The sequence below is a fragment of the Ensifer oleiphilus genome, assembly GCF_013371465.1.
Taxonomy (GTDB): Bacteria; Pseudomonadota; Alphaproteobacteria; order Rhizobiales; family Rhizobiaceae; genus Ensifer; species Ensifer oleiphilus.
The window spans coordinates 149,385-172,787 of record NZ_JABWDU010000003.1 but is presented as its reverse complement, the minus strand read 5'-3'; the positions used below and the strand labels follow the sequence as shown (position 1 = coordinate 172,787).

Genomic DNA, 23,403 nt, shown 5'->3' with positions numbered 1-23,403 from the left:
GCGAAGCCTAGATGGCTTGCCCGGCAGTTCCTATTCGAATTCCATGATCAGTTCGTCGACCGCAAGGCTTGCGCCGGCAGCGACGGCGACGCGCTTGACGACGGCGCGTCTTTCGGCGCGCAGTATGTTTTCCATCTTCATCGCCTCAACGATCGCCAGAGACTGGCCAGCCTCCACCGTGTCGCCGGCCTTGACCGAGACTGACGTGATGACGCCAGGCATCGGGCAGAGCAGCATCTTCGATGTGTCCGGCGGCAGCTTCTTCGGCATCAGCTTGGCAAGCTCGGCGACGCGCGGGCTTCTGACCCGGGCGATCACATCGATGCCGCGCCAGCGCAGCCGGATTGCGGTGCCGGTCAGTTCGACCTTCACGCTCATCGGCTGATTGTCGATGTTGAAGGTGGCGAGCGTGCGGCCCGGCGTCCAATCGCCGGCGATCGAAGCGGACGTGCCATCCTCGAAGCGGACATAGGCGCCGTCGGCGGAAGAACCCGCGGTGAGCGGGAAGTCCATGTCGGCGAGATTGACCACCCAGTCGTTGCCGACGATGCGGCGATGATTGCCGATGGTGCCGGAAATCTGGCTGGCGCGCTCCTGCAGCACCTGGTTGATCGAAACGGCGATGGCCGCCAGCTTGCGCGCCGAGGTTTCATCCGGCGTCACGCCATGGAAGCCGTCGGCGAATTCCTCGGCGATATAGGCGGTCGTCAGGCGGCCGTCGCGAAAGCGCTGCTGCTGCATGACAGACGAAAGGAAGGGCAGGTTGTGGCCGATGCCTTCGACCTCGAACTGGTCGAGCGCGTCTGCCATGGCTTCGACAGCGGTCAGGCGGTCCGGCCCCCAGGTGCAGAGCTTGGCGATCATCGGGTCATAATACATCGAGATCTCGCCACCCTCGAAGACGCCGGTGTCGTTGCGCGTCACGGTGCCGTCGTCGTTTGCACCTTCTGCTGGCGGCCGATAGCGCGTCAGCCGGCCGATCGACGGCAGGAAGTTGCGATAGGGATCTTCGGCGTAAAGACGGCTCTCGATCGCCCAGCCGTTGAGCTTCACCTCCGCCTGGCGGAAGGCGAGTTTTTCACCGGCTGCAACGCGGATCATCTGCTCGACGAGGTCAAGGCCGGTCACGAGTTCGGTGACTGGATGCTCGACCTGCAGGCGCGTGTTCATTTCGAGGAAGTAGAAGTTGCGATTGCCGTCGACGATGAACTCGACGGTGCCGGCCGAGTGATAGCCGACGGCCTTCGACAGCGCCACGGCCTGTTCGCCCATGGCCTTGCGGGTCGCTGAATCGAGGAAGGGCGAGGGGGCTTCTTCGATGACCTTCTGGTTGCGACGCTGGATCGAGCATTCGCGCTCGCCAAGATAGAGCGTGTTGCCGTGCTTGTCGCCGAGCACCTGGATTTCGATATGGCGCGGTTCGGTCACGAACTTCTCGATGAAAATACGGTCGTCGCCGAAGGAGTTTTTCGCCTCGTTCTTCGAGGACTGGAAACCTTCGCGCGCTTCCTGGTCGTTCCAGGCGATGCGCATGCCCTTGCCGCCGCCGCCGGCAGACGCCTTGATCATCACGGGATAGCCGATCGATCCGGAGATCTTTACCGCCTCGTCGGCATCGGCGATCAGGCCCATGTGGCCCGGCACGGTGGAGACGCCGGCTTCGGCTGCAAGCTTCTTCGAGGTGATCTTGTCCCCCATCGCCTGGATCGCGCCAACAGGCGGGCCGATGAAGGTTACGCCTTCCTTTTCCAGCGCTTGCGCGAAGGCGGCATTCTCAGAAAGGAAGCCGTAGCCGGGATGGACCGCATCGGCGCCGGTCTTGCGGATCGCCTCGATGATCTTGTCGATGACGATATAGGACTGTGCGGAAGGCGAAGGGCCGATATGAACGGCCTCGTCGGCCATGCGCACATGCATGGCATCGCGGTCGGCGTCGGAATAGACGGCGACGGTGGCGATACCGAGTTTCTTCGCGGTCTTGATGACGCGGCAGGCGATTTCGCCACGGTTGGCGATGAGGATCTTCTTGAACATGCGTATCTCTTTCAAATCCTGGGTGTCGCGTCAGCGTTTGAACTTGCGCCGATAGGGCAGGAGTGCGATCGACGATGCCGCAACAGCGCCGCCGAAGAGCAGCGTAAAGGGCACGACGACCATGGCCGTGGCAAGAATGGGGCTGGTGGAGCGGGCGATGTGGGTGCCGACCGCGCCGATGTTGAGCCAGATCAGCACACCCGCGACAGTTGCGCCGGTCGCCAGGCCGTAGAGCGCGTGGATGCCCATGTAGCGCAGCATCTCGCGATGGTCGCGGCGGGCCTCCTCCGGCGTCATGATGCGTTCGCGTTCCGGCTCCATGATTGCCTCCATCATAAGGGGATCGTGTCGTGCTTGCGCCAGCGAACGTCGACCTGCTTGTTGCGCAGCGATGCGAAGGCGCGGGCGATCCGGCGGCGCGACGAATGCGGCATGATCACTTCGTCGATGAAGCCGCGCTCGGCGGCAACGAACGGATTGGCGAAACGCTCCTCGTATTCCTTCGTCCGTGCGGCGATCTTCTCGGCGTCGCCGAGTTCGGAGCGGTAGAGGATCTCGGTCGCCCCCTTGGCACCCATGACGGCGATTTCGGCGGTCGGCCAGGCATAGTTGACGTCGGCGCCGATGTGCTTGGAAGCCATGACGTCATAGGCGCCGCCATAGGCTTTTCGCGTGATCAACGTCACCATCGGAACGGTCGCCTGGCTGTAGGCGAAAAGCAGCTTGGCGCCGTGCTTGATGACGCCGCCATATTCCTGGGCGGTGCCGGGAAGGAAGCCGGGCACGTCGACAAGCGTCAGGATCGGGATCGAGAAGGCATCGCAGAAACGCACGAAGCGGGCGGCCTTGCGCGAACTGTCAATATCGAGGCAGCCGGCCAGCACCATCGGTTGGTTGGCGACGACGCCGACGGTCTGACCCTCGATGCGGACGAAGCCGGTGATGATGTTGCGAGCGAAACTCTGCTGCAGCTCGAAGAAGTCACCCTCGTCGGCAAGCGCGAGGATCAGTTCCTTCATGTCGTAGGGCTTTGCCGCGCTATCCGGGATGAGGCTGTCCAACCTACGCTCCAACCGCGACGGATCGTCGTGGAATGGGCGGACCGGCGGTTTTTCGCGGTTGTTGAGTGGCAGGAAATCGAAGAGCAGACGCACATGTTCCAGCGTCTCGATGTCGTTTTCATAGGCAGCGTCGGCGACGGAGGACTTTTTCGTGTGGGTACCGGCGCCGCCAAGCTCTTCTGCCGTGACGATCTCGTTGGTGACGGTCTTCACCACATCAGGCCCGGTGACGAACATGTAGGACGAATCGCGGACCATGAAGATGAAGTCGGTCATGGCAGGCGAATAGACGGCGCCGCCGGCACATGGCCCCATGATGACCGAGATCTGAGGGATGACGCCGGAGGCCTCGGCATTGCGGCGGAAGACTTCCGCGTAGCCGGCAAGGGAGGCCACACCTTCCTGAATGCGGGCGCCGCCACTATCGTTGAGGCCGATGACAGGGGCGCCGTTCCGGACTGCCATATCCATGATCTTGCAGATCTTCTGCGCGTGGGTTTCCGACAGCGAACCGCCGAGCACGGTGAAGTCCTGCGAGAAGACATAGACCTGGCGACCGTTGATCGTACCCCAGCCGGTGACGACGCCATCGCCGGCGACCTTCTGGCCGTCCATGCCGAAGTCGACGCAACGATGCGTGACATACATGTCGTATTCTTCGAAGGAATCATCATCGAGCAGAACCTCGATGCGCTCGCGCGCCGTCAGCTTGCCCTTGCCGTGCTGGGCATCGATGCGGCGCTGACCGCCACCGGCCCTTGCCTCCGCCCGGCGAGCTTCGACCTGTTCGAGTATGGCGCGCATAAATCCCTCCCGGTTTTTCCGTGATTGTGCAGAGGCGTTTGTCGCTTCGCAATAGCGTCGAAGGCCGGATGGTAAAACGGCCGTTCATGTGCAAATGTGAAATAGAGAATATTGCGAAATGTAAATTGCAAAGTTGCGAACATGGCGATCGGCAAACTCTATATCGGGCGCAAGGTCCGGGAACTACGGGATGCGAACAGGGCGACGCAGGGGCAGTTTGCCGAGCGCATCGGCATCTCCACCAGCTATCTCAACCAGATCGAAAACAACCAGCGCCCAGTATCGGCTTCGGTGCTGCTGGCGCTTGCGGAAAAGTTCCAGATCGATATCGCGGAATTGTCGACCGGAGAGGGCGACAGGCTGCTGTCGGCACTCTCGGAGGCGCTCAGCGATCCGCTGTTCGAGACCTATTCGCCGAGCCTGCAGGAATTGAAGCTGATCACCCAGAACGCGCCGGGTCTGGCGCACGCACTGATCAGCTGTCACCAGGCCTATCGGCGCAACAGCGAGCAGCTTGCCAGCATCGACGATACAATCGGTCGCGGCGGGCCCTCTGTTGAAACAACACCTTATGAGGAGGTGCGCGATTTCTTCCATTTCGTCGACAATTACATCCATGACATCGACCTGCTCTCCGAGCGGTTGGCTGGCGAGCTGGGGCTTGGCGAGGGCGACAACCATGCCGCCCTTGTCGCCTACCTCGAGCAGCGCCACGGCGTGCGCGTCTTGCGGGGTGCAGCCGGCGACGAGGCGATCCGCCGCTACGATCCGCGCGCGCGACTATTGACGCTGAACCCGTATGCCCCGGCGGCGACGCGCGACTTCCAGGTCGCGCTGCAGATCGCCCAGCTCTACGCTCGGGAAGAGATTGACCGTGTGGCCGGCGCTGCCGGATTTCGCACGGAGGAAGCCTACGAGATCTGTCGCATCGGGCTGCAGAACTATTTCGCCGGGGCGCTGATCCTGCCCTACCAGGCATTTCACAAGGCGGCGCGGGAACTCAGGCATGACATCGAGCTGCTGGCGGCCCGTTTCGGGGCCTCGCTGGAACAGGTCTGTCACCGCCTATCGACGCTGCAGCGCCCGGGGCAGAAGGGCGTACCGATCTTCTTTGCCCGCATCGACCGGGCCGGCAACATCACCAAGCGGCACAGCGCGGCCAAGCTGCAGTTTGCCCGCTTTGGTGCCGCCTGTCCGCTCTGGAACGTGCATCAGGCCTTCGAGACACCAGGCCGCATCATTCGACAACTGGCCGAGACACCGGATGGCGTGCGCTATCTCTGTCTTGCCACCCAGATCACCAAGGGCGGCGGTGGTTTTCGCGCAGCCCAGCCGCGCTATGCCTTGGCGCTCGGCTGTGAAATTTCCTACGCCGACGCCTTCGTCTATGCCGACGATCTCGATCTTGGCAACCGCGCGGCGTTCGATCCGATCGGCATTTCCTGCCGGATCTGCGAGCGGACGAAATGCGCCAGCCGCGCCGTGCCTCCCTTGAAGCGAAGGCTGATCGTCGATCATGACTTGCGCGGCGCTCTGCCGTATCGTCTGAGTGAGAGCTAATGGAGCTTGGTGGTGTCTGTTCGTTTTTGAACAGAACCTGTGAGAAGTTGCACCTGTGCCTGTACGGAATTTGGTGTAACTAGCCGCATATCGTTCAATATGCGGTCAGGGAGGACATGCATATGGATTTTCGCCTGTCAGAGGAACAGGAAGCCATTCGTCAGATGGCGCTCGATTTTGCGCGCGACGAACTGGCGCCCAATGCCATCGAGTGGGACCAGGAAAAACACTTTCCGGTCGATGAGTTGCAGGCCGCCGCCGCGCTCGGCATGGCCGGCATCTACGTGCGCGACGATGTCGGCGGCACGGGCCTGACCCGGCTCGACGCCGCGATCATCATCGAGGCCTTGGCAACGGGCTGCCCGGCGGTCGCCTCCTTCGTCTCCATTCACAACATGTGCTCCGGCATGATCGACCGCTATGGCACCGACGAGCAGCGCCACCGGCTGCTGCCGAAGCTGCTGACGATGGAGACGCTGGCGAGCTATTGCCTGACGGAGCCTGGATCCGGTTCGGATGCGGCGGCGCTCAAGACAAAGGCGGTCAGAGACGGCGACAGCTACGTGCTGACCGGGCAGAAGCAGTTCATCTCCGGTGCCGGCGTCTCCGGCCTCTATGTGATCATGGCACGGACCGGCGAGGACGGGCCGAAGGGCATCTCTACCTTCGTCGTGGAAAAGGACGCGCCGGGCCTCACCTTCGGTGCGAACGAGAAGAAAATGGGCTGGCACGTGCAGCCGACCCGCGCGGTGATGCTCGACAGCGTGCGCATCCCCGCTGAAAACCGCCTTGGTGCCGAGGGAGACGGCTTCAAGATCGCTATGGGCGGGCTGGACGGAGGCCGGCTGAACATTGCCGCGGCATCGCTCGGCGGCGCGCAGGCCGCCTTCGACAAGGCGCTTGCCTATGTTCAGGAGCGTCGCGCTTTCGGCAAGGCGATCGGCGAGTTCCAGGCGTTGCAGTTTCGCCTCGCCGACATGGCGACCGATCTCGAGATTGCTCGCACCTTCCTCTGGCGTGCGGCCTCGGCGCTTGACGCCGGTGATCCGGAAGCAACCAAACTCTGCGCCATGGCCAAGCGCTTCGTCACCGATCGCTGCTTTACGGTCGCCAACGACGCGCTGCAGCTTCATGGCGGTTACGGCTATCTCGCCGACTATGGCGTCGAGAAGATTGTCAGGGACCTGAGGGTGCACCAGATACTCGAGGGCACAAACGAGATCATGCGGCTGATCGTGGCGCGATCGATCATCGGCCGGAAATAGGAAGGGTCTTTCATGGAAATGCAGGCGGCAGCACCTGAGGTCATCGTCGAACGCCAGGGCGCGATCGGCCGGATCCGGCTCAATCGCACACGGGCACTGAACAGCCTCAACGTTCCGATGATCCGGCTGATTGCCGAAGCGCTGACCGAGTTCGAGACCGATCCTTCCGTCGCCGTCGTTATGGTGACGGGCGAAGGCGAGCGCGGACTTTGTGCCGGCGGCGATATCCGCATGATCTATGAGAGCGGCCGCGAGCGGCCGGCCGAAGGCGCGCAGTTCTGGCGCGAGGAGTTTATCGTCAACAGCCGGATTTCCGCCTATCCGAAACCCTACATCGCCATCATGGACGGCATCGTCATGGGTGGCGGCGTCGGGATTTCTGCGCATGGCAGTCACCGCATCGTCACCGAACGCACACGGCTCGCGATGCCGGAAACGGGCATAGGCTACTTCCCTGATGTCGGGGCGACCTGGCTGCTGCCGCACGCGCCCGGTGAGTTCGGCACTTATCTCGGCCTCACCGGCCGCGACATTGCTGCGGCTGACGCGATCCATGCGCGGCTTGCCGATCACTTCGTGCCGGCGGCCAAGCTCGACGACCTGTTCTCTCGCCTTACCGCACTGCCGGCTTCGGCCATTTCGGCGGACGTCGATGCCGCAATTCTTGGCCTTGCAGAGGAAGCACCGGCCTCGTCACTCGCTCCGCATCTGAAGGCGATCGACCGCTGCTTCGCCTTCGACACGGTCGAGGAGATTCTTGCGGCTCTGGAGGCGGAAGACAGCGATTTCGGTTGGGAAACGCTGGCTCTGCTTCGCTCACGTTCGGCACTGAGCATGAAATTGACGCTCGATCTCTTGCGGGCTGGGCGCAAGAGCGCTTCGCTCAATGAATGCCTTGAGCGCGAGTATTCAGCGACGCTCGGCATGCTTGCCAATCCTGATTTCTATGAGGGCGTGCGCGCCGCCGTCATCGACAAGGACCGCAATCCGAAATGGTCGGTGGGTCTGTCGGATGTGACGGAAGAGATGCGCGCGCGTTTCGCGAACCGAGATCACCTGCCACTGTTTGTCGCCTGAGGGAGCCACCCGCTCCTATCGGCGTCGGTCGAACTGCAATTCAGGAGGAGTGAAGATGACGAAGATTGCCTTTATCGGGCTTGGCAACATGGGCGGTCCGATGGCTGCCAATCTGGTGAAGGCCGGCCACGCGGTGACCGGCTTCGACCTGTCGGAGGCTTCGCGCAACGCAGCCGCCAAGACGGGCGTATCGGTTGCAGGCTCGATCGCGCATGCGGTGCGCGAGGCGGAATGCGTCATCACCATGCTGCCCGCCGGCGCCCACGTTCTCTATGTCTGGGATGAACTGCTTGGCTTCGTCGATCCCGGCACCTTGCTGATCGACAGCTCGACAATTGACGTCGATAGCGCCCGCAAGGCGCATGCGTTAGCCGAAAAGGCCGACTGCCGTTCACTGGATGCGCCCGTCTCGGGCGGCACAGGCGGCGCTGCCGCCGGCACGCTGACCTTCATGGTCGGTGGTGCCGACGACGCCTTTGCCCGCGGCAAGCCGTTGCTCGATGCCATGGGCAAGAAGATCGTCCATTGCGGCGATGTCGGCGCGGGCCAGGCGGCAAAGATCTGCAACAACATGATCCTCGGCATTTCCATGGCCGGCGTCTGCGAGGCCTTCGTGCTCGCCGAGCGTCTCGGCCTGTCGCACCAGGCATTGTTCGATGTGGCATCGACCTCGTCGGGCCAGTGCTGGTCGCTGACGACCTATTGCCCGGTGCCGGGGCCGGTGCCGACGTCGCCCGCCAACAACGATTACCGGCCGGGATTCGCCGCCAGTCTGATGTTGAAGGACCTGAAGCTGTCGCAACAGGCGGCAAGCACAAGCGGTGCATCGACGCCGATGGGCGCCCAGGCGGCGCAGCTCTATTCGATGTTCGAAAAGCTCGGCCACGGCGGAGAGGATTTCTCCGCGCTTATTCATCTGCTGCGCGGCAATGACGAAGCGAAGCCCGGCTAAGCAAGCTCAAAAGAGGTACGGCGTCGATTCGAACCGACGCCGTATGCCCACTGGCTCCGTCATAAGAGTTGACGTTCAAACCGCAGCCTTGAGCTTGTTGCTGATGTAGCGAAACTCCTGCGTCTTGCCTTCGAAGCCGTAGGCGGCTGCGGAGACCTCGTGCACGAGGATGTAGCTTTCCGAGTGCACATTGCCGAGCAGGCTTTGGAAGCCGGCAAAGACGGCCTCGAGATAGCTCGCCATATCCTGCTTGGTGTTGGTGCCGTCCACAACCTTGATATCGAGCCAGAAACTGTTGGCGCCCTGGTCTGCGAGTGAGCGGCCGCCGGCGAACCAGTGTGCCGGATCGGCGTAGTTGACGACGATGGCCGTGATCGTCGGGTCCTTGTGGAGGTGCTTGGCGGTCAGGTCGCTCACAGCGGCGGCAATGCGCTGGGACAGGGCAGGGTCGGCCTTGCCGGTGACGGTGACATTGATGATGGGCATGATGGGCTCCGTGACGTGCGGGTTGGTGTTGACGCCAATGTCGCATCCATATTGATTAATGAAAATCGAATTGTTTTTAAGATATAGTTCGATTATTGTGAAGTTATGCAGATGCTCGACCCTGACCTTTTGCGGACATTCCTGGCTTTTGCTGAAAGCGGCTCGCTCGCCCATGCGGCGACAGTGGTCGGACGCACGCCCTCGGCGGTCACGGCCCAGATGCAGCGGCTGGAAACAGTTATCGGGGAAGCGTTGCTTGCCCCTTCTGGCCGCGGTCGCGTGCTGACGTCCGCGGGCGAAGATGTCGTCGTGCAAGCGCGCAAGATCCTCGACGCCCATCGCGATGCCTGGCTCAGCCTCAAGGGGGCGCGCACCGACGGTCGCGTTTCGCTCGGCTGCACCCAGGATTTCGCCGACAGTACGTTGCCGATGCTGTTGCAACAGTTCGCGCGTGCCCATCCGCGCGTGCGACTGGACCTGCGCGTGGGCCGCTCGAGGGAACTGGTGAGCCAGTATGACCAGGGGGCAGTGGACGTGATGATCGTCATGCGGCAAAGCGGCGCGGTCGACGAAGCGGCGGTGCTGAGCGAACCGATGGTCTGGCTCTGCGCGTCGCCCGATGTCATGCCCGTCGATGAACATTTGCCGCTTGCCGTCCTTGATCCGCCCTGCGGCTTCCGTTCAGCGGCGATCGATGCGCTGGAAGTGAGTGATCGGCCCTACCGGATCGCGGCGACAAGCCCGAGCCTCTCCGGGCTGCGCGCCGCCGTGCGCGCCGGCATCGCGGTGACGGCACGAACCACGCGCTTTGTCGGGGACGGTGTGGCGATCGCGCCTGAGAGGTTGGCGCTTCCCGCCTTGCCCGACGCGGAATTCAGCCTGCGTCTCAAGCGGAATGCCGAAAAGGCAGCGGCCACGCTCGCGGACCTGCTTGCCGATGGGCTTTCAAAAACGGTCGCTATGCCCTGACCGCCTATGCCGGCGCTATCCCCTACATCTGAACGGTCATGCCGCCGTCGACCGTCAAGGTGATTCCGTTGACGAAGCTTGAGGCAGGCGAGGCGAGGAAGACTGCTGCAGGAGCTATCTCTTTCGGCCGTCCCCAGCGTTTCAATGGGATGCGGGCATCGACGAATTGCTGCAACACCGGATCGGCCGCAAGTGCTGCGTTGGTTTCCGTCGCGAACCAGCCTGGCGCGATGGCATTGACCGTCAGGCTGTCGGAGCCGAGCTCGACCGCAAGCGATCGGGTCAATGCGCCCAGTCCGCCTTTGGCTGCGGTGTAGGCCGGGTCGCCGGCGCGAGCGGCAAAGGCGGCGATCGAGGTGACGAAGATCAGCCGTCCGGCGTTCGATCGTCGGAGATAAGGCAGTGCGGCTTTGGCCATTCCGTAAGCGGCAGTAAGATCGGTGTTGATGAGGGCGGCAAAACCGGCGGCATCCATGTCGTCGGTACCGCGCCGGTCGCGCTCGCCGACGGCGTGGATCAGAATATCCAAGCCTCCGGTGTTGAGTGTAGCCGCAGTCAGAATCTCTGCTGCATCCGTGGCGACATCGCCCGGCGCCACCTCGAGCGTGATGCCTTCGCTCCCGACCCGATCGCGGGCTTCCTCAAGCGCCGACCGGTCACGGCCGTTTATCGCAACCGATGCGCCCGCCTTGGCGAGTGCCTTTGCCATCTCGAGGCCAAGTCCGCGGCCACCGCCGGTAACCAGTGCGCTTTTTCCTGTCAGATCAAACATTGATCGCCTCATCTTGCTTCTGCGACGGACTTTGGCCGGACGGAAACGCACAAGCAAGTCTCTGCAGAGGCCATAGGAGCGATCGGGCTATTGCGATTGGTGGCCCCCGTCGCAGATCGTCAGTTCGGCCTGGACATGAGCATAGTGGCCGGCATCGACGACCGATGCAGCGACTGCGCATTGACTTGCCAAAACGGTGCTAAAGCTTACGGGCGAAGACTGCGATCTCCGCAGCGTTCTCCGGGAAGCGTTGGCCGAGCCGGACCAGTCCTTCGATCGTGTTTTTGCCGACGATATCAAGCACCTCGCCCATCTGGCCATTGGAGAACGGCTTGAACATGTAGCCCGAGAACGCGAGTTCTCCGAAGCCGGCTTCGACGACCATCTTCTCCAGCGTCTCCCGGTGGAAGACATTGGGCTGCCCGAGTTCGACGTTCCTCTCCGAGAGTTGCGTTGGCGATTGCATCAGGCCCATTTCGACGCCGAGCAGGCGATGAAACGACAAGGCGTTCGGCACGCTGACCAGTAGTGCGCCGCCGGGCCTCAAAAGCGCGTTGGCGGCCGACAGCATGGTCTGCGGGTTGGTTGTTTCGTGCAGCAGGCCCGATAGCAGAACGGCGTCAAAGCCTTCCGGCATTCTTGCCTTTGCCGCTTCGACCCGCTCTTCCAGATAGCCGCGTTCAAGCTCAAGCTTGCTGAAGGATGCGCGCTTCTGCTCGATCAGGTCGGCGTAGAACGAGGGCTCGATCACCAGCCAGCTTTGGATGGACGAACCGGCGAAATCGAAGCGGTCTATCAAGAGATCGGGGCCGCAACCCACCTCGACGACCGACGTTGGCGAGAATGTATCGAGGAACTCCAGGCAGTTGTCCTGGCGGGCGGTGATGAGATGCTGTTCGAACGCCATGTCGACGAGATACTTCTGGGCATACTCCTCGGCACCAATCAATTTGGACGCAGTGGCAATGGCGTCAGGCATAGTCTTCGGCTCCGATCGTAGTTTTGATTGCCAATGCGGCTTCCTGGATAATTCCGTCAAGGAAAGGCGTACCCGCCGAACGGCCGACAAAGCGCAGATTGGGGATGAGCTCAAGCGTATCCCGCTTCAGCTGTGCCGTCGCCTTGCCGTAGTCCACGGTAGGGACAGGAATGATGTTGCGATAGAGATCGCTGTGACTGCCGAGAACGGTCGCCCTGGCATCAATGATGCCGCATCGTTTGCATTCATCCAGCGCCGCACCTGCAAGGTCCGCCGGCAGAAGTTCGTCAACGAGGTGTTCGAAGGTGATGATGTGGCTGTCGGCCGCGACATCACCGATGTTGTCGTGGAAGATGGCGCGGAAGAAGGCCGGGTGGCGATTGAAGTTCAGCGCGTACTCCGCCTGATGGCTAACAGGCCGGTCCACGAGCGCGTGGGAGATCTGCAAATGGCGGAACCGCGGCATGGTACCGGGGGACACGCCCATGGCGCGGGCGACGAGCGCGGGCGCGATTGTGCTGATCACTCCTGCCGGGCGGATGACCTCGCCGGAGCGAAGCACGATGCGCTCCAGACGCTGGGTGACCGGTGCGCGATGAATCTCTTGCACCGCGTCGTTGAACAGGAATGTCACACCGTCTGCTGCGAGGCTCTGCTGCAAGGCATTGATCCAGGTCGAAATGCCGCCGCCTTGCGGACGCAGGAACTGCCGCGCAGAATTTTTGGGCAAGTCACTGTAGCGTGCATGCGCAATGCGCCCGGCGAGAGCCTCGTCGTTCAGCAGTATCGAGGTTGCCTGATGGTCCCCCGCGATCATGCGGCGCGGCAGGAACCACTTGACGGCATTCGGTGCCAGCTCGGGCAGTTCCGTTTCGAAGAGCCCGAGTACGGCGTCGCGAACGAGGCCGTTTGTCAACGTCGGACCGAACCAGTTCAGGCTGTAGTCTTCGGCATTGTCGGCATTTTCGACCGGTCTTGTCGCACGCATCTCGTCGAGCGCAACATTCAGACGGGTCCCAAGGACGGTTGTGTCGAGACAGGAGCTTTCCGAATTGAAGCTGTCCGCGGTGATCGCGCTTTCGCGTGGCCAGCCGTCATAATAGACCCACGAAAACTTGAAGTCGGGGCGGTGGAAGATGGCATCGTCGATCGACTTCGTCCCCGAAAGAACCGGGAGCCGCAAGCCGGCATCCAGCTTATGCGACCGTCCGCCGAATTCGACGGCGGTCGATTTCCACAGGCCGCCTGCCGTCGGGCCGGCCTCGATCACGGTTACGGAAGCACCTTGCGCCCTCGCAAGCGCTGCGCACACGAGCCCTGCGACGCCGGCTCCGATGACAACGAGTTCGGTCATGTCAAACCTTCCAGATCCTGAGCCACATTGTCATGATGCAAAACCCGCATCCACATTCGCCAGTTGCTCCAGGTCGACGTCGAAGTGCCAATGCACCGCGACGCCGGAGCCGAAACGTAGCTTCTGCTTCAACAGATTGGTGTTGATCGCGTATCCATCCGACAGGGTGTTGATGCCGAACGACATCACCTTGAAGCTGCTGGCCGCTGTTGCGTCGATCACGCCGGCCAACAGGTAGTCCACGGCGCCAAGTTCTCGCCCGCGCGAATTGGAGGCGATGTATTGGGTGTGGAGCGTTTCGGCGTTGTAGGCGAAACACCATGTGCCGGCGAGAATCTCGCCGTCCGGCCCGTATGCAAGCCACAGCTGGTTTTCGCCCTCGAGGCGCTGGCGCAGATCGAGCATTTCGGCGAGGCTGTGCACCGGCACGGTCGAATGTCGCTCCTGTAGGTTGCTGGACAGCAGCGTGTGGAAAGCTACCCAATCCGCCTCCTGCTCGGCTTGCCGTAGCTCTACGCCCTTGCGTTCGGCGGCTTTGATCGACGCGCGCCTTTTGGCGGAGAAGGCATAGGCTCGGTCGATCCGGATGAAACTCCAGAGATCGGCCCGGCGCACGGTGCCCGCTCTTAAGAGCAACCGCAGATCGCTTTCGTCGAATTGTTGTCCGAAGATTGCCGGAACGGTCTTGTAGACCAGCTTGCGATATCCGCGCTCGAGCAGCGTCCCGGCGATCGCCGAGAGGATGCTGGCCCGCTCCGAAGGGTCGATCACGCTGGCGATCATGCCACCGAAGGTGCTTCCCGGATGAGAGGCAACGACATCGGAAGTATTCGGTGCGCGCGCCAGGGGAATGGCTGCCTTCAGCCGAACACCGGGGTCGCTCCAGACGCACACGCTCTCGTCCTTGAAGCGCTCGCCATGGTATTCGAGGAACCGCCGGCTGTGCATGATCGTGCCGGCTTGCGTCGTTGGCACGAAGGCGTCCCAGGTTTGTTTGACGCTGTCGTCATAGGACGTGATGTGATGGATCATGCGCAGTTCGCCGCTATAGAGTTTCCGCTGACCTTAGCGCTTGGCTCGCGGCATCGGTCGGTGATGACATCCTACGAAAAGCGAACGGCAAATCTCGGCCAGTCCGTCTATCTCGTAGCGTTCTCCGAAATGTTTCCAGTCCGGAATAATACTGGTGAATTCATAGTCTTGGCGCGGCGACAACGATTGCGTTTCGAGGTCTGCCGCAATCGCGTTGTATTGGTGCAATCTTTTGCCAGGCTTTCCTTCGCTGACTCTTCGGCCTTCTATTATCAATCGGAAAATTAGCCGCGTTCAGGCCGGGACAAGCTTTGTGATCCAGTTTGCGGCGCATAGTTTTCTTGATGGATGGGAATATGATCAAGGTCGCATTGTTTGGAATGGGATATTGGGGGCGAAACCTATTCCGGGTGATTTCCAGCAACCCTGGCCTCCAGTTGGCCGCAGTTGTTGATCCCGCGCCTGGGCTGCAGGAAAGGCTGGCTGCATCTCACCCCAACGTCAAAGTCTACCCCGACGCGGCGCCGGTGATGGCCGATAGCGATATTGACGCGGTTGTCATCGCGACGCCGGTTGCGTCGCATTACGATCTTGCGCGTGCAGCGCTCGATGCCGGCAAGCATGTCATGGTCGAGAAGCCCATGTGCAGCTCGAGCGATGAAGCGGCCGATCTCGTTTTCCGGGCTGCTGCTCGCGGCCTGACCCTGATGGTGGATCACACCTTCCTCTTTCATCCGGCCGTCATGAAGCTTGCCGAGCTCGTGCACTCCGAGGCGCTCGGCCGCATCTCCTATTTCGACTCGCAGCGCGTCAATCTCGGCCTGTTTCAGCCCGACGTGAACGTGCTCTGGGATCTGGCTCCGCACGATCTGTCGATCATCGACTATCTGTTCCAGCACGAGCCGGTCGAGATCGAGGCAAGCGGCTATTGCCACGTCAACCCGACCTCGCCTGATATCGCCTACCTGACGTTCCATTATCCCGGATCGATGGTTGCCCATCTCAATCTCAGCTGGATGTCCCCGGTCAAGGTGCGGCGCATCGCCGTCGGCGGCAGTGCCCAGATGGCGGTCTGGGACGATCTCAATCGCGAAGAGCCGCTCAAGGTCTACGATTCGGGTATCACCTTCCAGTCGGAGCAGGAGCGTCACATGATCCTGCCGAGCTACCGTATCGGCTCGGTGCATTCGCCACGCCTTGCGGGATCCGAGCCGCTGGTGGATGTGCTTGAGCATTTTCGGCGGGTCATTCTGGGGCAGGAGCGATGCAAGACGGACGGACGCCTGGGGCTCCGGGTCGTGCGCACCCTGGAGCAGGCGCAGGCCAAGCTGGACTTCAGTCTGCGGCGTGTTCGCAACGGCCTGGCGGCGCAGCAAGCAAGTGTCGTTGCGGCGGAATGAGATCCGGCCGATCCGGCACCTTCTTCAGAATCAACATTTATCAGCGTCGATCGCTTTCCCAGCCGTCTACAGGCGGGCAGGTGTTCGAGTGCAAGGGAAAGAGAGCTAGATGAACGCGCATTCCACAGTGCCCTTCGTGGACCTGTCGATACAGTGGAACCAGATTCGCAGCAGCGTCCTGCCTGATATGGAGCGCCTGTTCGAAGCGAGCGCCTTCTGCCTCGGCCCTTGGGCCAAGGACTTCGAGCAACGGATTGCGGAGTATCTTGGTGTACGTCACGCCGTGGCCGTCAGCAGCGGCAGCGCCGCCCTGCATGTCGCGGTGATCGCAGCCGGAATTGTCCCGGGTGACAAGGTCCTGGTTCCGACCCACACATTTATCGGCACGGTCTGGGGTCTCATCTATGCCGGAGCCATCCCGGTGTTCTGCGACGTTGAGCCGGGCGCCGGCACGATTGACGTCCGAGATGCCGAAAGCAAGCTGGACGAAAAGGTGAAGGCAATCATACCGGTTCACCTCTATGGGCAGCCGGCCGACATGGCGGCGGTTCTAGACTTCGCCCGGCGTCACAAGCTTCTGGTGATCGAAGACGTGGCGCAGGCGATCGGCGCCCGCTACGATGGGCAGTCGCTGGGCTCTCTCGGCGATTTTGGCTGCTTCAGCTTCTACCCCGGAAAAAACCTTGGCGCAGCCGGGGAGGGCGGCCTTGTCGTCACCAATGACGATCGCAGCGCCGATGCGATGCGCGCCTTGCGCGACCACGGTCAGGCGCAGCGCTACGTTCACCAGATGATCGGCTACAACTACCGCATGGATGGCATCCAGGCGCTGGTGCTGGGGCACAAGCTTGCACATCTCGACGATTGGACGAACCAGCGGCGGCAGATTGCCCTGCGCTACGCCGAAGGTCTGGCCGGGCTTCCCTTGACGCTGCCGGAGATTGTTCACGGCGACCACGTGTTCCACCTCTATGTCGTGCGCACGCAGCAGCGCGACGCGCTGAAGGGCTATCTTGAAGGACACGGCGTGCAGACGGGCCTTCATTATCCGATCCCGCTTCATAAGCAGCCATGTTTCGCCGACATGGCAACTGCGCAGGGCAGGTTCCCGGTCGCCGAAGAGTATGCGGGCACGGTGCTGTCGCTGCCGGTGTTCGCGGGCCTCACCCCGGACCAGCAAGACCGGGTCATCGATGCCGTGAGAAGCTTCTTCGAGCGAGGTGACGAAAATGGCCGCTAAAGCGCCCCGCAGGCGGGTCCTGTGTGTCAGGCCGACGCCGAATCCGAACGCCGCACCTTTTTTGCGGAAGATATCGGATGAGTGGGTTCATGCACTCGCGCTGCATTGCAACGTCGAAACGATCGAGCACGACTTCGACTTCAAGGAAGTCTGCGGCAGATTTAAGCCCGATTTCGTCGTCTTTGATGCCGTCCATTGGGTCCGCCCTCAGCGTCTCAACATCACGAACATCGACGCATATGCGGAAATCCCGCGTGTCTTGTACCTCAATTGCGATCCTCATGATCCGATGAGGCCACTGCTTTTCGGCATGTTGGATGCCTATCGCATCGAAGCCATCTTTTGCGGCATCGAGCATCTGCAACACACACCGGAGTTGGAGCGCTTTCCCTGCTACCTCCTGCCTCTTTTCGTCGACAGCAAGATATTCAAGGATCACACCGTCGAGAAAACGATACCGATCGCCATCTTTAGCGGTCACTTGTTCCCGGCGTTCTACCCCTGGCGCGCAAAGATCACACAGGAAATACAGCATTTCCTGCCAACGCTGATCTATACGCACCCCGGCTATCAGTCCGGCACGCCGGTGCCATTCGAGGTTCGCGACGAAAAATACGCTCGTCTGATATCGCAGAGCTACTTCTCCATCGCCGATACGACCCGGCTGGATTACGTGGTGCGAAAGCACCTTGAGATACCGGCAGCAGGTGCGATCCTTGTCGCGCCGGACTCCGAGGTCGTGAAGAGATATGGGTTCGTCGACCTTCAGAACTGCATTCTGGGTGCGGGGGATGAACTCTACACAAAGATCGTTGCGGTATCCTCGAAGCCTGATGTGTACAACCGCATCAAGAACAATGGCTATCGACTGATACAGGACAATTTCACGCGCGAGAAATGGACTTATCTGCTCGACTGGTACGAATGCCGTCTTGTGCGCAAGGCCGGCGAAGTCACGCAGCAGACAAGGCAGTTTGGCAAGTTCAGGAATGTGCCGGCGAAGCCGGGCATGCCCGCGATCGATAATTTCTCGCTTCACGACAATCCGATGTCGGCCATCCTGCGCGATGCTCGTGATGCGATTCTGATCGGCGACGACCTTGTTGAAACCCAGGCGGCGCTCAACGACGCAAGCCAATGGATAGGCCATATTGCCGAGCCGCCGTTCATGCTTGGCATTCTGGCCATGCTTCAGGGGCAGCTCGAGGATGCTATCGTCCTCTTCACCCGCAGAGGCAATGCGCAGGGGCGTCTCGATCCGAACATGGGGCGCTTGGATCCGTGTGAAATCGCCTGGCTTCTGTTGCTGTCGGCCCTGTTGAACGACGCAGATCTGCGCGAAATGATGATGCGGCAGGCAGAAACCGTGCCTCACGTCAGCATTCGTCGCACCATGTGGCTTATATCGGGGCCGGTGCAGTGCATCGATTTCGAGAAGGCCGGCTTGGAAGGCCCGGTGCCTGGGGATTGCCTCTCCATTCATTGGTTTGGACAGGAAGATTTCCCGCAATGGCTCTCACTCATGGAGCGAGTCCTCGACGGCTGCGGTCTCACCGACCAGGCTGCGATGATCCGCGTTTTGGCAGACGGCCTTTCCGGTATTGCCTCGGCGAAAGCGATAGCGGTGTAGCGGGTTCACCGGCCGCCGTGACGGCGGCCGGTCGCAAACGATCCGTCTTACTTCATCGTGTAAACGTCGACGGTGAAGTACTTGTCGTTGATCTTCTTGTAGGTCCCGTCGGCGCGGATTTCGTCGAGCGCCTTGTTGAGCTTTTCGCGCAGTTCGTTGTCGTCCTGACGCACGGCGATGCCGACGCCTTCGCCGACGAACTTCTTGTCGGTGATCGGTTCGCCGATGATTTCGCAACAGGCCTTGCCGTCGTCGTTCTTCGTCACCCAATCCAGAAGCGGCAGCATGTCGCCGACCTGAAGATCGAGACGGCCGTTGACCATGTCGAGATTGGCTTCGTCCTGCGTCGGATAGAGCTTGATCTCCGCGTCCGGATAGGTGGCGGCGATGAAGTCGGCCTGGGTCGTGCCCGACTGCGCGCCGATCACCTTGCCCTTGAGGGCCTCGTTGGTAAACGTGGTGATGCCGGCGCCCTTTGGCGCAACATGCGTCATCGCCGCAAGGTAGTAGGGATTGGTGAAGGCGACCTGCTTCTTGCGATCCTCGGTGATGAACATCGAGGCGATGATGAGGTCGTATTTCTTGGCGAGAAGACCGGGGATGATGCCGTCCCAATCCTGCGCGACAACCTCGCACTCCGCCTTCATGCGCTCGCAAAGCGCCAGCCCGATATCGACGTCGAAGCCGCCGATCTTGCCGGCTGAATCGATAAAGTTGAAAGGAGGGTAGGCGCCTTCGGTGCCGATCTTGATCTTGTCGGCGGCCCCGGCCGAACTTGCCGTTGCCATGACAGCCAGCGCGATCGCTGCAATCTGTTTTTTCATCGTCGTTCCCCTTGTTGGCGCATCATTCTTGATGCTTCCGGAGAACAGTATGTCCGGTCTTCCTATAAGCGAAATAGATAGGCGCGATAATCGGTATTGTTTCGATTGATTGTGATCGCCGTCAGGCGATCACTTGTAGCGGCCGTGGCGCTGCAGCACTTCGATCTTGTAGCCATCGGGATCGGTGATGAAGAAGAAACGCGCCAGAAGGGCGCCGTCGCGATTGAATTCGACGATCTTGTTCGGGCCAAGTCCAGCCTCGGTCAAGCGCTTGTGCTCATTGTCGAGGTCGCTCACCGACAAGGCAAGGTGGCCGTAGCCATCGCCGAGCGCATAGGGTTCGGTGCGGTCCTTGTTGATCGTCAGCTCGAGCTCGAATTCGCTCTCTTCATTCGCAAGGTAGACGAGCGTGAAGGTTTCGAAATCGAGCCGCTCGGCGATCTCGAGCCCGAAGGCCACTCTGTAGAAGTCCAGCGACTTCTGCTCGTCGAGCACACGGATCATCGAGTGGATTGCCTTGGCCAAATGAGCCTCCTTCAGCGTTGAGACGGGTGCGAGGTATCAGAGGAGGAAGAAGGATGGAACCCTTCCCCTCAAAGTGACGATCGTCAGTGCGCTGTCAGATATTTCGGGCTTGTCTTTTCAGCTGCTGCTCGCGGAAGAAGATGAAGAGGCCCGAGGCAACGATCAACCCGGCACCGATGATGACGGTTGGGCGCGGCATATCGCCGAAGAAAAACCAGCCGAAAACGACGGCCCAAAGCAGGAGTGTGTATTGTAGCGGCACCACCGTCGCCGCGTCGGCAAGCTTCAGCGCGCGGTTGACCAGAATGTGCGCGAGCATTGCGACGATGCCGAGCATACCGAGCTGAAGGATGGCCTCGCCATCGACCGGAGCCCAGCCGGCCGGGTTGGCGGCAACGCCGACGAGCGAAAAGACGAGCGCACCGATGACCTGCCAGAACACCAGTGTCGTATCCGGGGTCGAGCGCAAAGTTCGACCGAGCATCAGCGCGAAGGCGAAGGCAGCGCTGCCGACAAGGGCGATCAACGCGGGCAGGCTGAACGTGTCCTTCGACGGCTCTAGCGCGATCACCACGCCGGCAAAGCCGATGAGGATTGCCGTCCATCGCCGCCAGCCGACCTTCTCACCGAGCAGGAACGGGGAGGCGGCGGCCACGTAGATCGGCGCTGCCAGCCAATAGGTCATGGTGTCAGCGAGAGGCATATAGGCGACGGCGAAATAAAACGCCGATGCGTCGACGGCGAAAAGCAGCGAACGCAGCGCCTGGAGCCACGGCCGCTCGACCTGCAACATCGAGCGCAGGCCGCGCTTGAGGATGAACGGCGAAAGCACGAGCAATGCTGCGATGCTGCGAATGACCATCAGCTGGCTGACAGAATATGTCGCCACCAGCCATTTGCCCATGACGTCGTTGAGCGAAAACATCAGCATGCCGAGAAGCATGATGATGACACCCGTCCGAGCAGCGTTCGGCGCGGTGGCGGAGGTGGCTATGATGGTCATGGGAGTGGCTTTCAAACGTGTTCCCCCGTGCCTTTTGCACATTCTGGCGCGCCGATCCATCGCGCTCTGCGTATGGGACCATAAGTTTTACGAATGATACGGCCGGGAACCACCTCGATCTACCATCGAGGATTTCGATGGTGGAATGGCAGATCGGCCTCGGAGAGGTGGCCTTGCCTCTTGACGTAACGTGCGGCGCTGCTAGTTAAGGGGTGATCTCGCCGACCAGACATCGGACCGCGGGATGAACACTGGTGCCGGGCCCCTCTGGCGAGAGTTTTTACGGCGCTCTCGTGATGTCGGTACCGCCAGCAAATGAGCCGGCGGATTAGCTACCATGAAAACTGATCTCATGCCTAACGCATGCGCCCTTTCGGCCGTGCGTGTTTTCGTTTCCAAACCCCACTTCTTCTCGGAACCGGGCGTCGTGCGCTCGAAGGAGGCACGTCGATGACGCAGCCTCCCACGCACGCAAGCTCGCTTGGCTACTTCAAGTGGGCCTTCATCGTTACCGCGGTCGGCCTGGTGCTTGGCGCCTGGCTCGGTTGGCAGTCGACCGGCACGCTCGGCGGCATGGCAACCGTATTCTTCATCTGCACCGTGTTGGCAGTCCTTGAAATCTCGCTGTCCTTCGACAACGCGATCGTCAACGCCAACAAGCTGAAGGACATGACCCCGGAGTGGCAGCACCGCTTCCTGACCTGGGGTATCATCATCGCCGTCTTCGGCATGCGCATCGTCTTTCCGCTGCTCATCGTCGTCATCGCGGCGAGCATCGGCCCGATCGACGCGATCATGCTGGCGGCGACCAAGCCGGAAGAATATGCCCGCATCATGAATGATGCCCATCTGCCGATCGCAGCCTTCGGCGGCACCTTCCTGATGATGGTCGGCCTCACCTATTTCTTCGACCATGAGAAAGACGTGCACTGGATCGCCTGGGTCGAAAGCAAGATGGCGCGCTTCGCCACGATCAAGGGCATCGAAATTGCCTTCGTGCTTGCGCTCATCCTCGGCTTCTCAAGACTGCTTGAGCCCGCTGACGCGCATACCTTCGTCTACTCGGGCATCTACGGCCTGTTGACCTTCCTCGCTGTCGAGGTGGTCGGGGGGCTGCTGGACGCGTCGCAGCAGACGCTGGACGCAGCGGCAAAGGGTGGCTTCGGTGCCTTCCTCTACCTCGAAGTGCTTGATGCGAGCTTCTCGTTCGACGGTGTCATCGGCGCCTTCGCCTTGACGCAAAACCTCTTCGTCATCGCCATCGGCCTTGGCATCGGCGCGATGTATGTGCGCTCGATGACGATCATGCTGGTGGAGAAGGGTACGCTCAGCGAGTACCGCTACTTGGAACACGGCGCATTCTACGCGATCCTGATCCTTTCGGTGGTGATGTACTTCCAGACATTGGTGCACATTCCCGAAGTGATCACCGGCCTCGGCGGCGCTGCCTTGATCGGCATCTCGCTCTGGTCGTCGATCCGCTACAACAAGCGGGAGCGTCAAGCAGAGCTTAATGGCGAACTCAGCCATGGCCAGGCTCGCGTCGAGGCATAACCGCTTCGACCCCAGCGCTCTGAAAAAAGGGCCCCGGCGCAAAATTCGCGCTGGGGCCCTTTGCTTTTGACCACCGCAACACGAGTTGCTGAGATTGCCAAACGATCGCTATCCGGAGATAAGCGTTTGATGATTTCAAGTGATCTGACGCGGGTCTTGGAAGAGGTATACCGAGCGGGCGCCCACCGGGTGGCGGCCGACGATATCGATTGGCCGCAGGAGCTTCACGCAGCAGTCTTTCGCGCCTTGAACATGCAATATATCACAAGACGAGAGATCGACGGCAGCGTCCGTTTTTCGCTGACGCAGGCCGGATACCGGGCAATCGATGCGGAGGTGCCATGGGGGCGCATTCTGAGGCAGCGCATGCGCGACTTTGTCCGCGCGGCCACGGGGCGCTAGCAAAGCCAAATGCAAAAAAATGACGGCCCGCCATCTCGCGATGTCGGGCCGTCTCATCCTTGGGAGGATAACGCGCCCTGTCGCGATGACGGGCGCTGGAAATCTCTGTTAGTTGCGCTCTGCACCCGGGAAATTGGCCGGATCGATGCCGAGGGTGCGCAGGTCGCTTGCCTTCGGGCGGCGGTGGCCTTCGACAGCAGCTGCAGCAGCGCTAGCGGCGCCGAGAACTGCGAATGCGCGGCCGATGAAACCCTTGCGGTAAGTTGTGGTAGCCATCTTTTTGCTCGCTTTCGTTTTCTCTCTGATGAGCAAAAGATGGGGTTTGCCGGGTCTTTTTGCAATGCATAATTGGACACTCCAGCCATGCAACGGAAGCAGGCCCGGCCGATTATCCATCGACCGGGCCCGCTGTTTGAGCCTTGGGAGGCTCCTGCATCATTCCCCCAAACCGGAAACGATTTAGGGACAACGATGCAGAAG

General features: G+C 61.1%; 23 protein-coding genes. 11 read left to right on the top strand and 12 right to left on the bottom strand.

The window, feature by feature from the left end:
* Positions 1–30: 30 nt before the first annotated feature.
* Genes HT585_RS13535 through HT585_RS13525 form a run of 3 tightly spaced genes read right to left on the bottom strand, consistent with a single transcriptional unit; the run spans position 31 to position 3,899 of the window.
* A complete protein-coding gene (locus HT585_RS13535) occupies positions 31–2,034 on the bottom strand; it encodes an acetyl-CoA carboxylase biotin carboxylase subunit (protein WP_176353433.1) in 2,004 nt (667 codons plus the stop codon).
* Between the two features lie 30 nt (positions 2,035–2,064).
* Complete coding sequence (locus tag HT585_RS13530) at positions 2,065–2,370, bottom strand: hypothetical protein (RefSeq protein WP_246707678.1); 306 nt, start codon at positions 2,368–2,370, stop codon at positions 2,065–2,067.
* Positions 2,367–3,899, bottom strand: a complete 1,533-nt coding sequence (locus HT585_RS13525) for an acyl-CoA carboxylase subunit beta (RefSeq protein ID WP_176353432.1) — start codon at positions 3,897–3,899, stop codon at positions 2,367–2,369. Before HT585_RS13525 ends, HT585_RS13530 begins: the two co-directional genes overlap by 4 nt.
* A 141-nt stretch (positions 3,900–4,040) precedes the next feature.
* On the opposite strand from HT585_RS13525, the gene HT585_RS13520 reads away from it, so the two are divergent.
* The 4 genes from HT585_RS13520 (at position 4,041) to mmsB (ending at position 8,753) form a co-directional block, all read left to right on the top strand.
* Positions 4,041–5,459: a helix-turn-helix domain-containing protein gene (locus tag HT585_RS13520; protein ID WP_176353431.1), complete on the top strand. Its 1,419-nt coding sequence runs from the start codon at positions 4,041–4,043 to the stop codon at positions 5,457–5,459.
* Positions 5,460–5,581: 122 nt separating this feature from the next.
* Positions 5,582–6,724 (top strand): isobutyryl-CoA dehydrogenase, encoded by a 1,143-nt coding sequence (locus tag HT585_RS13515; RefSeq protein ID WP_176353430.1) that lies wholly within the window; start codon positions 5,582–5,584, stop codon positions 6,722–6,724.
* A 12-nt stretch (positions 6,725–6,736) separates the two neighbouring features.
* Positions 6,737–7,801: an enoyl-CoA hydratase/isomerase family protein gene (locus HT585_RS13510; RefSeq protein WP_176353429.1), complete on the top strand. Its 1,065-nt coding sequence runs from the start codon at positions 6,737–6,739 to the stop codon at positions 7,799–7,801.
* 55 nt (positions 7,802–7,856) lie between these two features.
* Positions 7,857–8,753, top strand: a complete 897-nt coding sequence (gene mmsB / locus HT585_RS13505; RefSeq protein ID WP_176353428.1) for a 3-hydroxyisobutyrate dehydrogenase — start codon at positions 7,857–7,859, stop codon at positions 8,751–8,753.
* A 75-nt stretch (positions 8,754–8,828) separates the two neighbouring features.
* On the opposite strand, the gene HT585_RS13500 is transcribed toward mmsB, so the two are convergent.
* Positions 8,829–9,239 carry a tautomerase family protein gene (locus HT585_RS13500; RefSeq protein ID WP_176353427.1) on the bottom strand — a complete coding sequence of 137 codons (411 nt, stop codon included), beginning with the start codon at positions 9,237–9,239 and terminating at the stop codon, positions 8,829–8,831.
* A gap of 105 nt (positions 9,240–9,344) precedes the next feature.
* On the opposite strand from HT585_RS13500, the gene HT585_RS13495 reads away from it, so the two are divergent.
* Positions 9,345–10,208: a LysR substrate-binding domain-containing protein gene (locus tag HT585_RS13495; protein WP_176353426.1), complete on the top strand. Its 864-nt coding sequence runs from the start codon at positions 9,345–9,347 to the stop codon at positions 10,206–10,208.
* A gap of 22 nt (positions 10,209–10,230) precedes the next feature.
* On the opposite strand, the gene HT585_RS13490 is transcribed toward HT585_RS13495, so the two are convergent.
* From HT585_RS13490 to HT585_RS13475, 4 genes are all read right to left on the bottom strand, one after another.
* On the bottom strand, positions 10,231–10,980 hold the full coding sequence (locus HT585_RS13490) for an SDR family oxidoreductase (RefSeq protein WP_176353425.1): 750 nt from the start codon (positions 10,978–10,980) through the stop codon (positions 10,231–10,233).
* Between the two features lie 199 nt (positions 10,981–11,179).
* Complete coding sequence (locus HT585_RS13485; RefSeq protein ID WP_176353424.1) at positions 11,180–11,959, bottom strand: class I SAM-dependent methyltransferase; 780 nt, start codon at positions 11,957–11,959, stop codon at positions 11,180–11,182.
* Positions 11,952–13,313: an NAD(P)-binding protein gene (locus HT585_RS13480; protein WP_176353423.1), complete on the bottom strand. Its 1,362-nt coding sequence runs from the start codon at positions 13,311–13,313 to the stop codon at positions 11,952–11,954. The genes HT585_RS13485 and HT585_RS13480 overlap by 8 nt, the downstream gene beginning before the upstream one ends.
* Positions 13,314–13,343: 30 nt before the next feature.
* Positions 13,344–14,345, bottom strand: coding sequence for a GNAT family N-acetyltransferase (locus tag HT585_RS13475; RefSeq protein ID WP_176353422.1), 1,002 nt, complete (start codon positions 14,343–14,345; stop codon positions 13,344–13,346).
* Between HT585_RS13475 and HT585_RS13470 the strand changes: the two genes are divergently transcribed.
* The 4 genes from HT585_RS13470 to HT585_RS13455 all read left to right on the top strand — a co-directional run bounded on the left by HT585_RS13470 (position 14,337) and on the right by HT585_RS13455 (position 18,615).
* A complete protein-coding gene (locus tag HT585_RS13470) occupies positions 14,337–14,633 on the top strand; it encodes a hypothetical protein (RefSeq protein ID WP_176353421.1) in 297 nt (98 codons plus the stop codon). The genes HT585_RS13475 and HT585_RS13470 overlap by 9 nt on opposite strands.
* 68 nt (positions 14,634–14,701) lie before the next feature.
* The gene (locus HT585_RS13465) at positions 14,702–15,745 is read left to right on the top strand and encodes a Gfo/Idh/MocA family protein (RefSeq protein ID WP_176353420.1); all 1,044 of its coding nucleotides are present in this window, start codon (positions 14,702–14,704) and stop codon (positions 15,743–15,745) included.
* Positions 15,746–15,854: 109 nt separating this feature from the next.
* Positions 15,855–16,985 carry a DegT/DnrJ/EryC1/StrS family aminotransferase gene (locus HT585_RS13460; protein WP_176353419.1) on the top strand — a complete coding sequence of 377 codons (1,131 nt, stop codon included), beginning with the start codon at positions 15,855–15,857 and terminating at the stop codon, positions 16,983–16,985.
* On the top strand, positions 16,975–18,615 hold the full coding sequence (locus HT585_RS13455) for a glycosyltransferase (RefSeq protein ID WP_176353418.1): 1,641 nt from the start codon (positions 16,975–16,977) through the stop codon (positions 18,613–18,615). Before HT585_RS13460 ends, HT585_RS13455 begins: the two co-directional genes overlap by 11 nt.
* A 47-nt stretch (positions 18,616–18,662) precedes the next feature.
* Here the strand turns inward: HT585_RS13455 and HT585_RS13450 are convergent, their stop codons facing one another.
* The 3 genes from HT585_RS13450 to HT585_RS13440 form a co-directional block, all read right to left on the bottom strand.
* Positions 18,663–19,439 carry an ABC transporter substrate-binding protein gene (locus HT585_RS13450; protein WP_176353417.1) on the bottom strand — a complete coding sequence of 259 codons (777 nt, stop codon included), beginning with the start codon at positions 19,437–19,439 and terminating at the stop codon, positions 18,663–18,665.
* Between the two features lie 129 nt (positions 19,440–19,568).
* Positions 19,569–19,964: a VOC family protein gene (locus HT585_RS13445; protein WP_176353416.1), complete on the bottom strand. Its 396-nt coding sequence runs from the start codon at positions 19,962–19,964 to the stop codon at positions 19,569–19,571.
* A gap of 94 nt (positions 19,965–20,058) precedes the next feature.
* Complete coding sequence (locus tag HT585_RS13440) at positions 20,059–20,967, bottom strand: DMT family transporter (protein WP_176353415.1); 909 nt, start codon at positions 20,965–20,967, stop codon at positions 20,059–20,061.
* Between the two features lie 450 nt (positions 20,968–21,417).
* On the opposite strand from HT585_RS13440, the gene HT585_RS13435 reads away from it, so the two are divergent.
* Both HT585_RS13435 and HT585_RS13430 read left to right on the top strand, forming a co-directional pair.
* On the top strand, positions 21,418–22,521 hold the full coding sequence (locus HT585_RS13435) for a DUF475 domain-containing protein (RefSeq protein ID WP_176353414.1): 1,104 nt from the start codon (positions 21,418–21,420) through the stop codon (positions 22,519–22,521).
* Between the two features lie 66 nt (positions 22,522–22,587).
* A complete protein-coding gene (locus HT585_RS13430; protein ID WP_176353413.1) occupies positions 22,588–22,923 on the top strand; it encodes a hypothetical protein in 336 nt (111 codons plus the stop codon).
* 108 nt (positions 22,924–23,031) lie between these two features.
* On the opposite strand, the gene HT585_RS13425 is transcribed toward HT585_RS13430, so the two are convergent.
* The gene (locus HT585_RS13425) at positions 23,032–23,199 is read right to left on the bottom strand and encodes a hypothetical protein (protein ID WP_115422651.1); all 168 of its coding nucleotides are present in this window, start codon (positions 23,197–23,199) and stop codon (positions 23,032–23,034) included.
* Positions 23,200–23,403 lie beyond the last annotated feature (204 nt).

Coding starts and splice junctions, on each gene's coding strand:
- HT585_RS13485 (WP_176353424.1), bottom strand. CDS start 11,959: ATGCCTGACGCCATTGCCACTGCGTCCAAATTGATTGGTGCCGAGGAG.
- HT585_RS13495 (WP_176353426.1), top strand. CDS start 9,345: ATGCAGATGCTCGACCCTGACCTTTTGCGGACATTCCTGGCTTTTGCT.
- HT585_RS13470 (WP_176353421.1), top strand. CDS start 14,337: ATGGATCATGCGCAGTTCGCCGCTATAGAGTTTCCGCTGACCTTAGCG.
- HT585_RS13525 (WP_176353432.1), bottom strand. CDS start 3,899: ATGCGCGCCATACTCGAACAGGTCGAAGCTCGCCGGGCGGAGGCAAGG.
- HT585_RS13510 (WP_176353429.1), top strand. CDS start 6,737: ATGGAAATGCAGGCGGCAGCACCTGAGGTCATCGTCGAACGCCAGGGC.
- HT585_RS13455 (WP_176353418.1), top strand. CDS start 16,975: ATGGCCGCTAAAGCGCCCCGCAGGCGGGTCCTGTGTGTCAGGCCGACG.
- HT585_RS13450 (WP_176353417.1), bottom strand. CDS start 19,439: ATGAAAAAACAGATTGCAGCGATCGCGCTGGCTGTCATGGCAACGGCA.
- HT585_RS13435 (WP_176353414.1), top strand. CDS start 21,418: ATGACGCAGCCTCCCACGCACGCAAGCTCGCTTGGCTACTTCAAGTGG.
- HT585_RS13425 (WP_115422651.1), bottom strand. CDS start 23,199: ATGGCTACCACAACTTACCGCAAGGGTTTCATCGGCCGCGCATTCGCA.
- HT585_RS13530 (WP_246707678.1), bottom strand. CDS start 2,370: ATGATGGAGGCAATCATGGAGCCGGAACGCGAACGCATCATGACGCCG.
- HT585_RS13465 (WP_176353420.1), top strand. CDS start 14,702: ATGATCAAGGTCGCATTGTTTGGAATGGGATATTGGGGGCGAAACCTA.
- HT585_RS13475 (WP_176353422.1), bottom strand. CDS start 14,345: ATGATCCATCACATCACGTCCTATGACGACAGCGTCAAACAAACCTGG.
- HT585_RS13515 (WP_176353430.1), top strand. CDS start 5,582: ATGGATTTTCGCCTGTCAGAGGAACAGGAAGCCATTCGTCAGATGGCG.
- HT585_RS13440 (WP_176353415.1), bottom strand. CDS start 20,967: ATGACCATCATAGCCACCTCCGCCACCGCGCCGAACGCTGCTCGGACG.
- HT585_RS13535 (WP_176353433.1), bottom strand. CDS start 2,034: ATGTTCAAGAAGATCCTCATCGCCAACCGTGGCGAAATCGCCTGCCGC.
- HT585_RS13500 (WP_176353427.1), bottom strand. CDS start 9,239: ATGCCCATCATCAATGTCACCGTCACCGGCAAGGCCGACCCTGCCCTG.
- mmsB (WP_176353428.1), top strand. CDS start 7,857: ATGACGAAGATTGCCTTTATCGGGCTTGGCAACATGGGCGGTCCGATG.
- HT585_RS13520 (WP_176353431.1), top strand. CDS start 4,041: ATGGCGATCGGCAAACTCTATATCGGGCGCAAGGTCCGGGAACTACGG.
- HT585_RS13460 (WP_176353419.1), top strand. CDS start 15,855: ATGAACGCGCATTCCACAGTGCCCTTCGTGGACCTGTCGATACAGTGG.
- HT585_RS13490 (WP_176353425.1), bottom strand. CDS start 10,980: ATGTTTGATCTGACAGGAAAAAGCGCACTGGTTACCGGCGGTGGCCGC.
- HT585_RS13480 (WP_176353423.1), bottom strand. CDS start 13,313: ATGACCGAACTCGTTGTCATCGGAGCCGGCGTCGCAGGGCTCGTGTGC.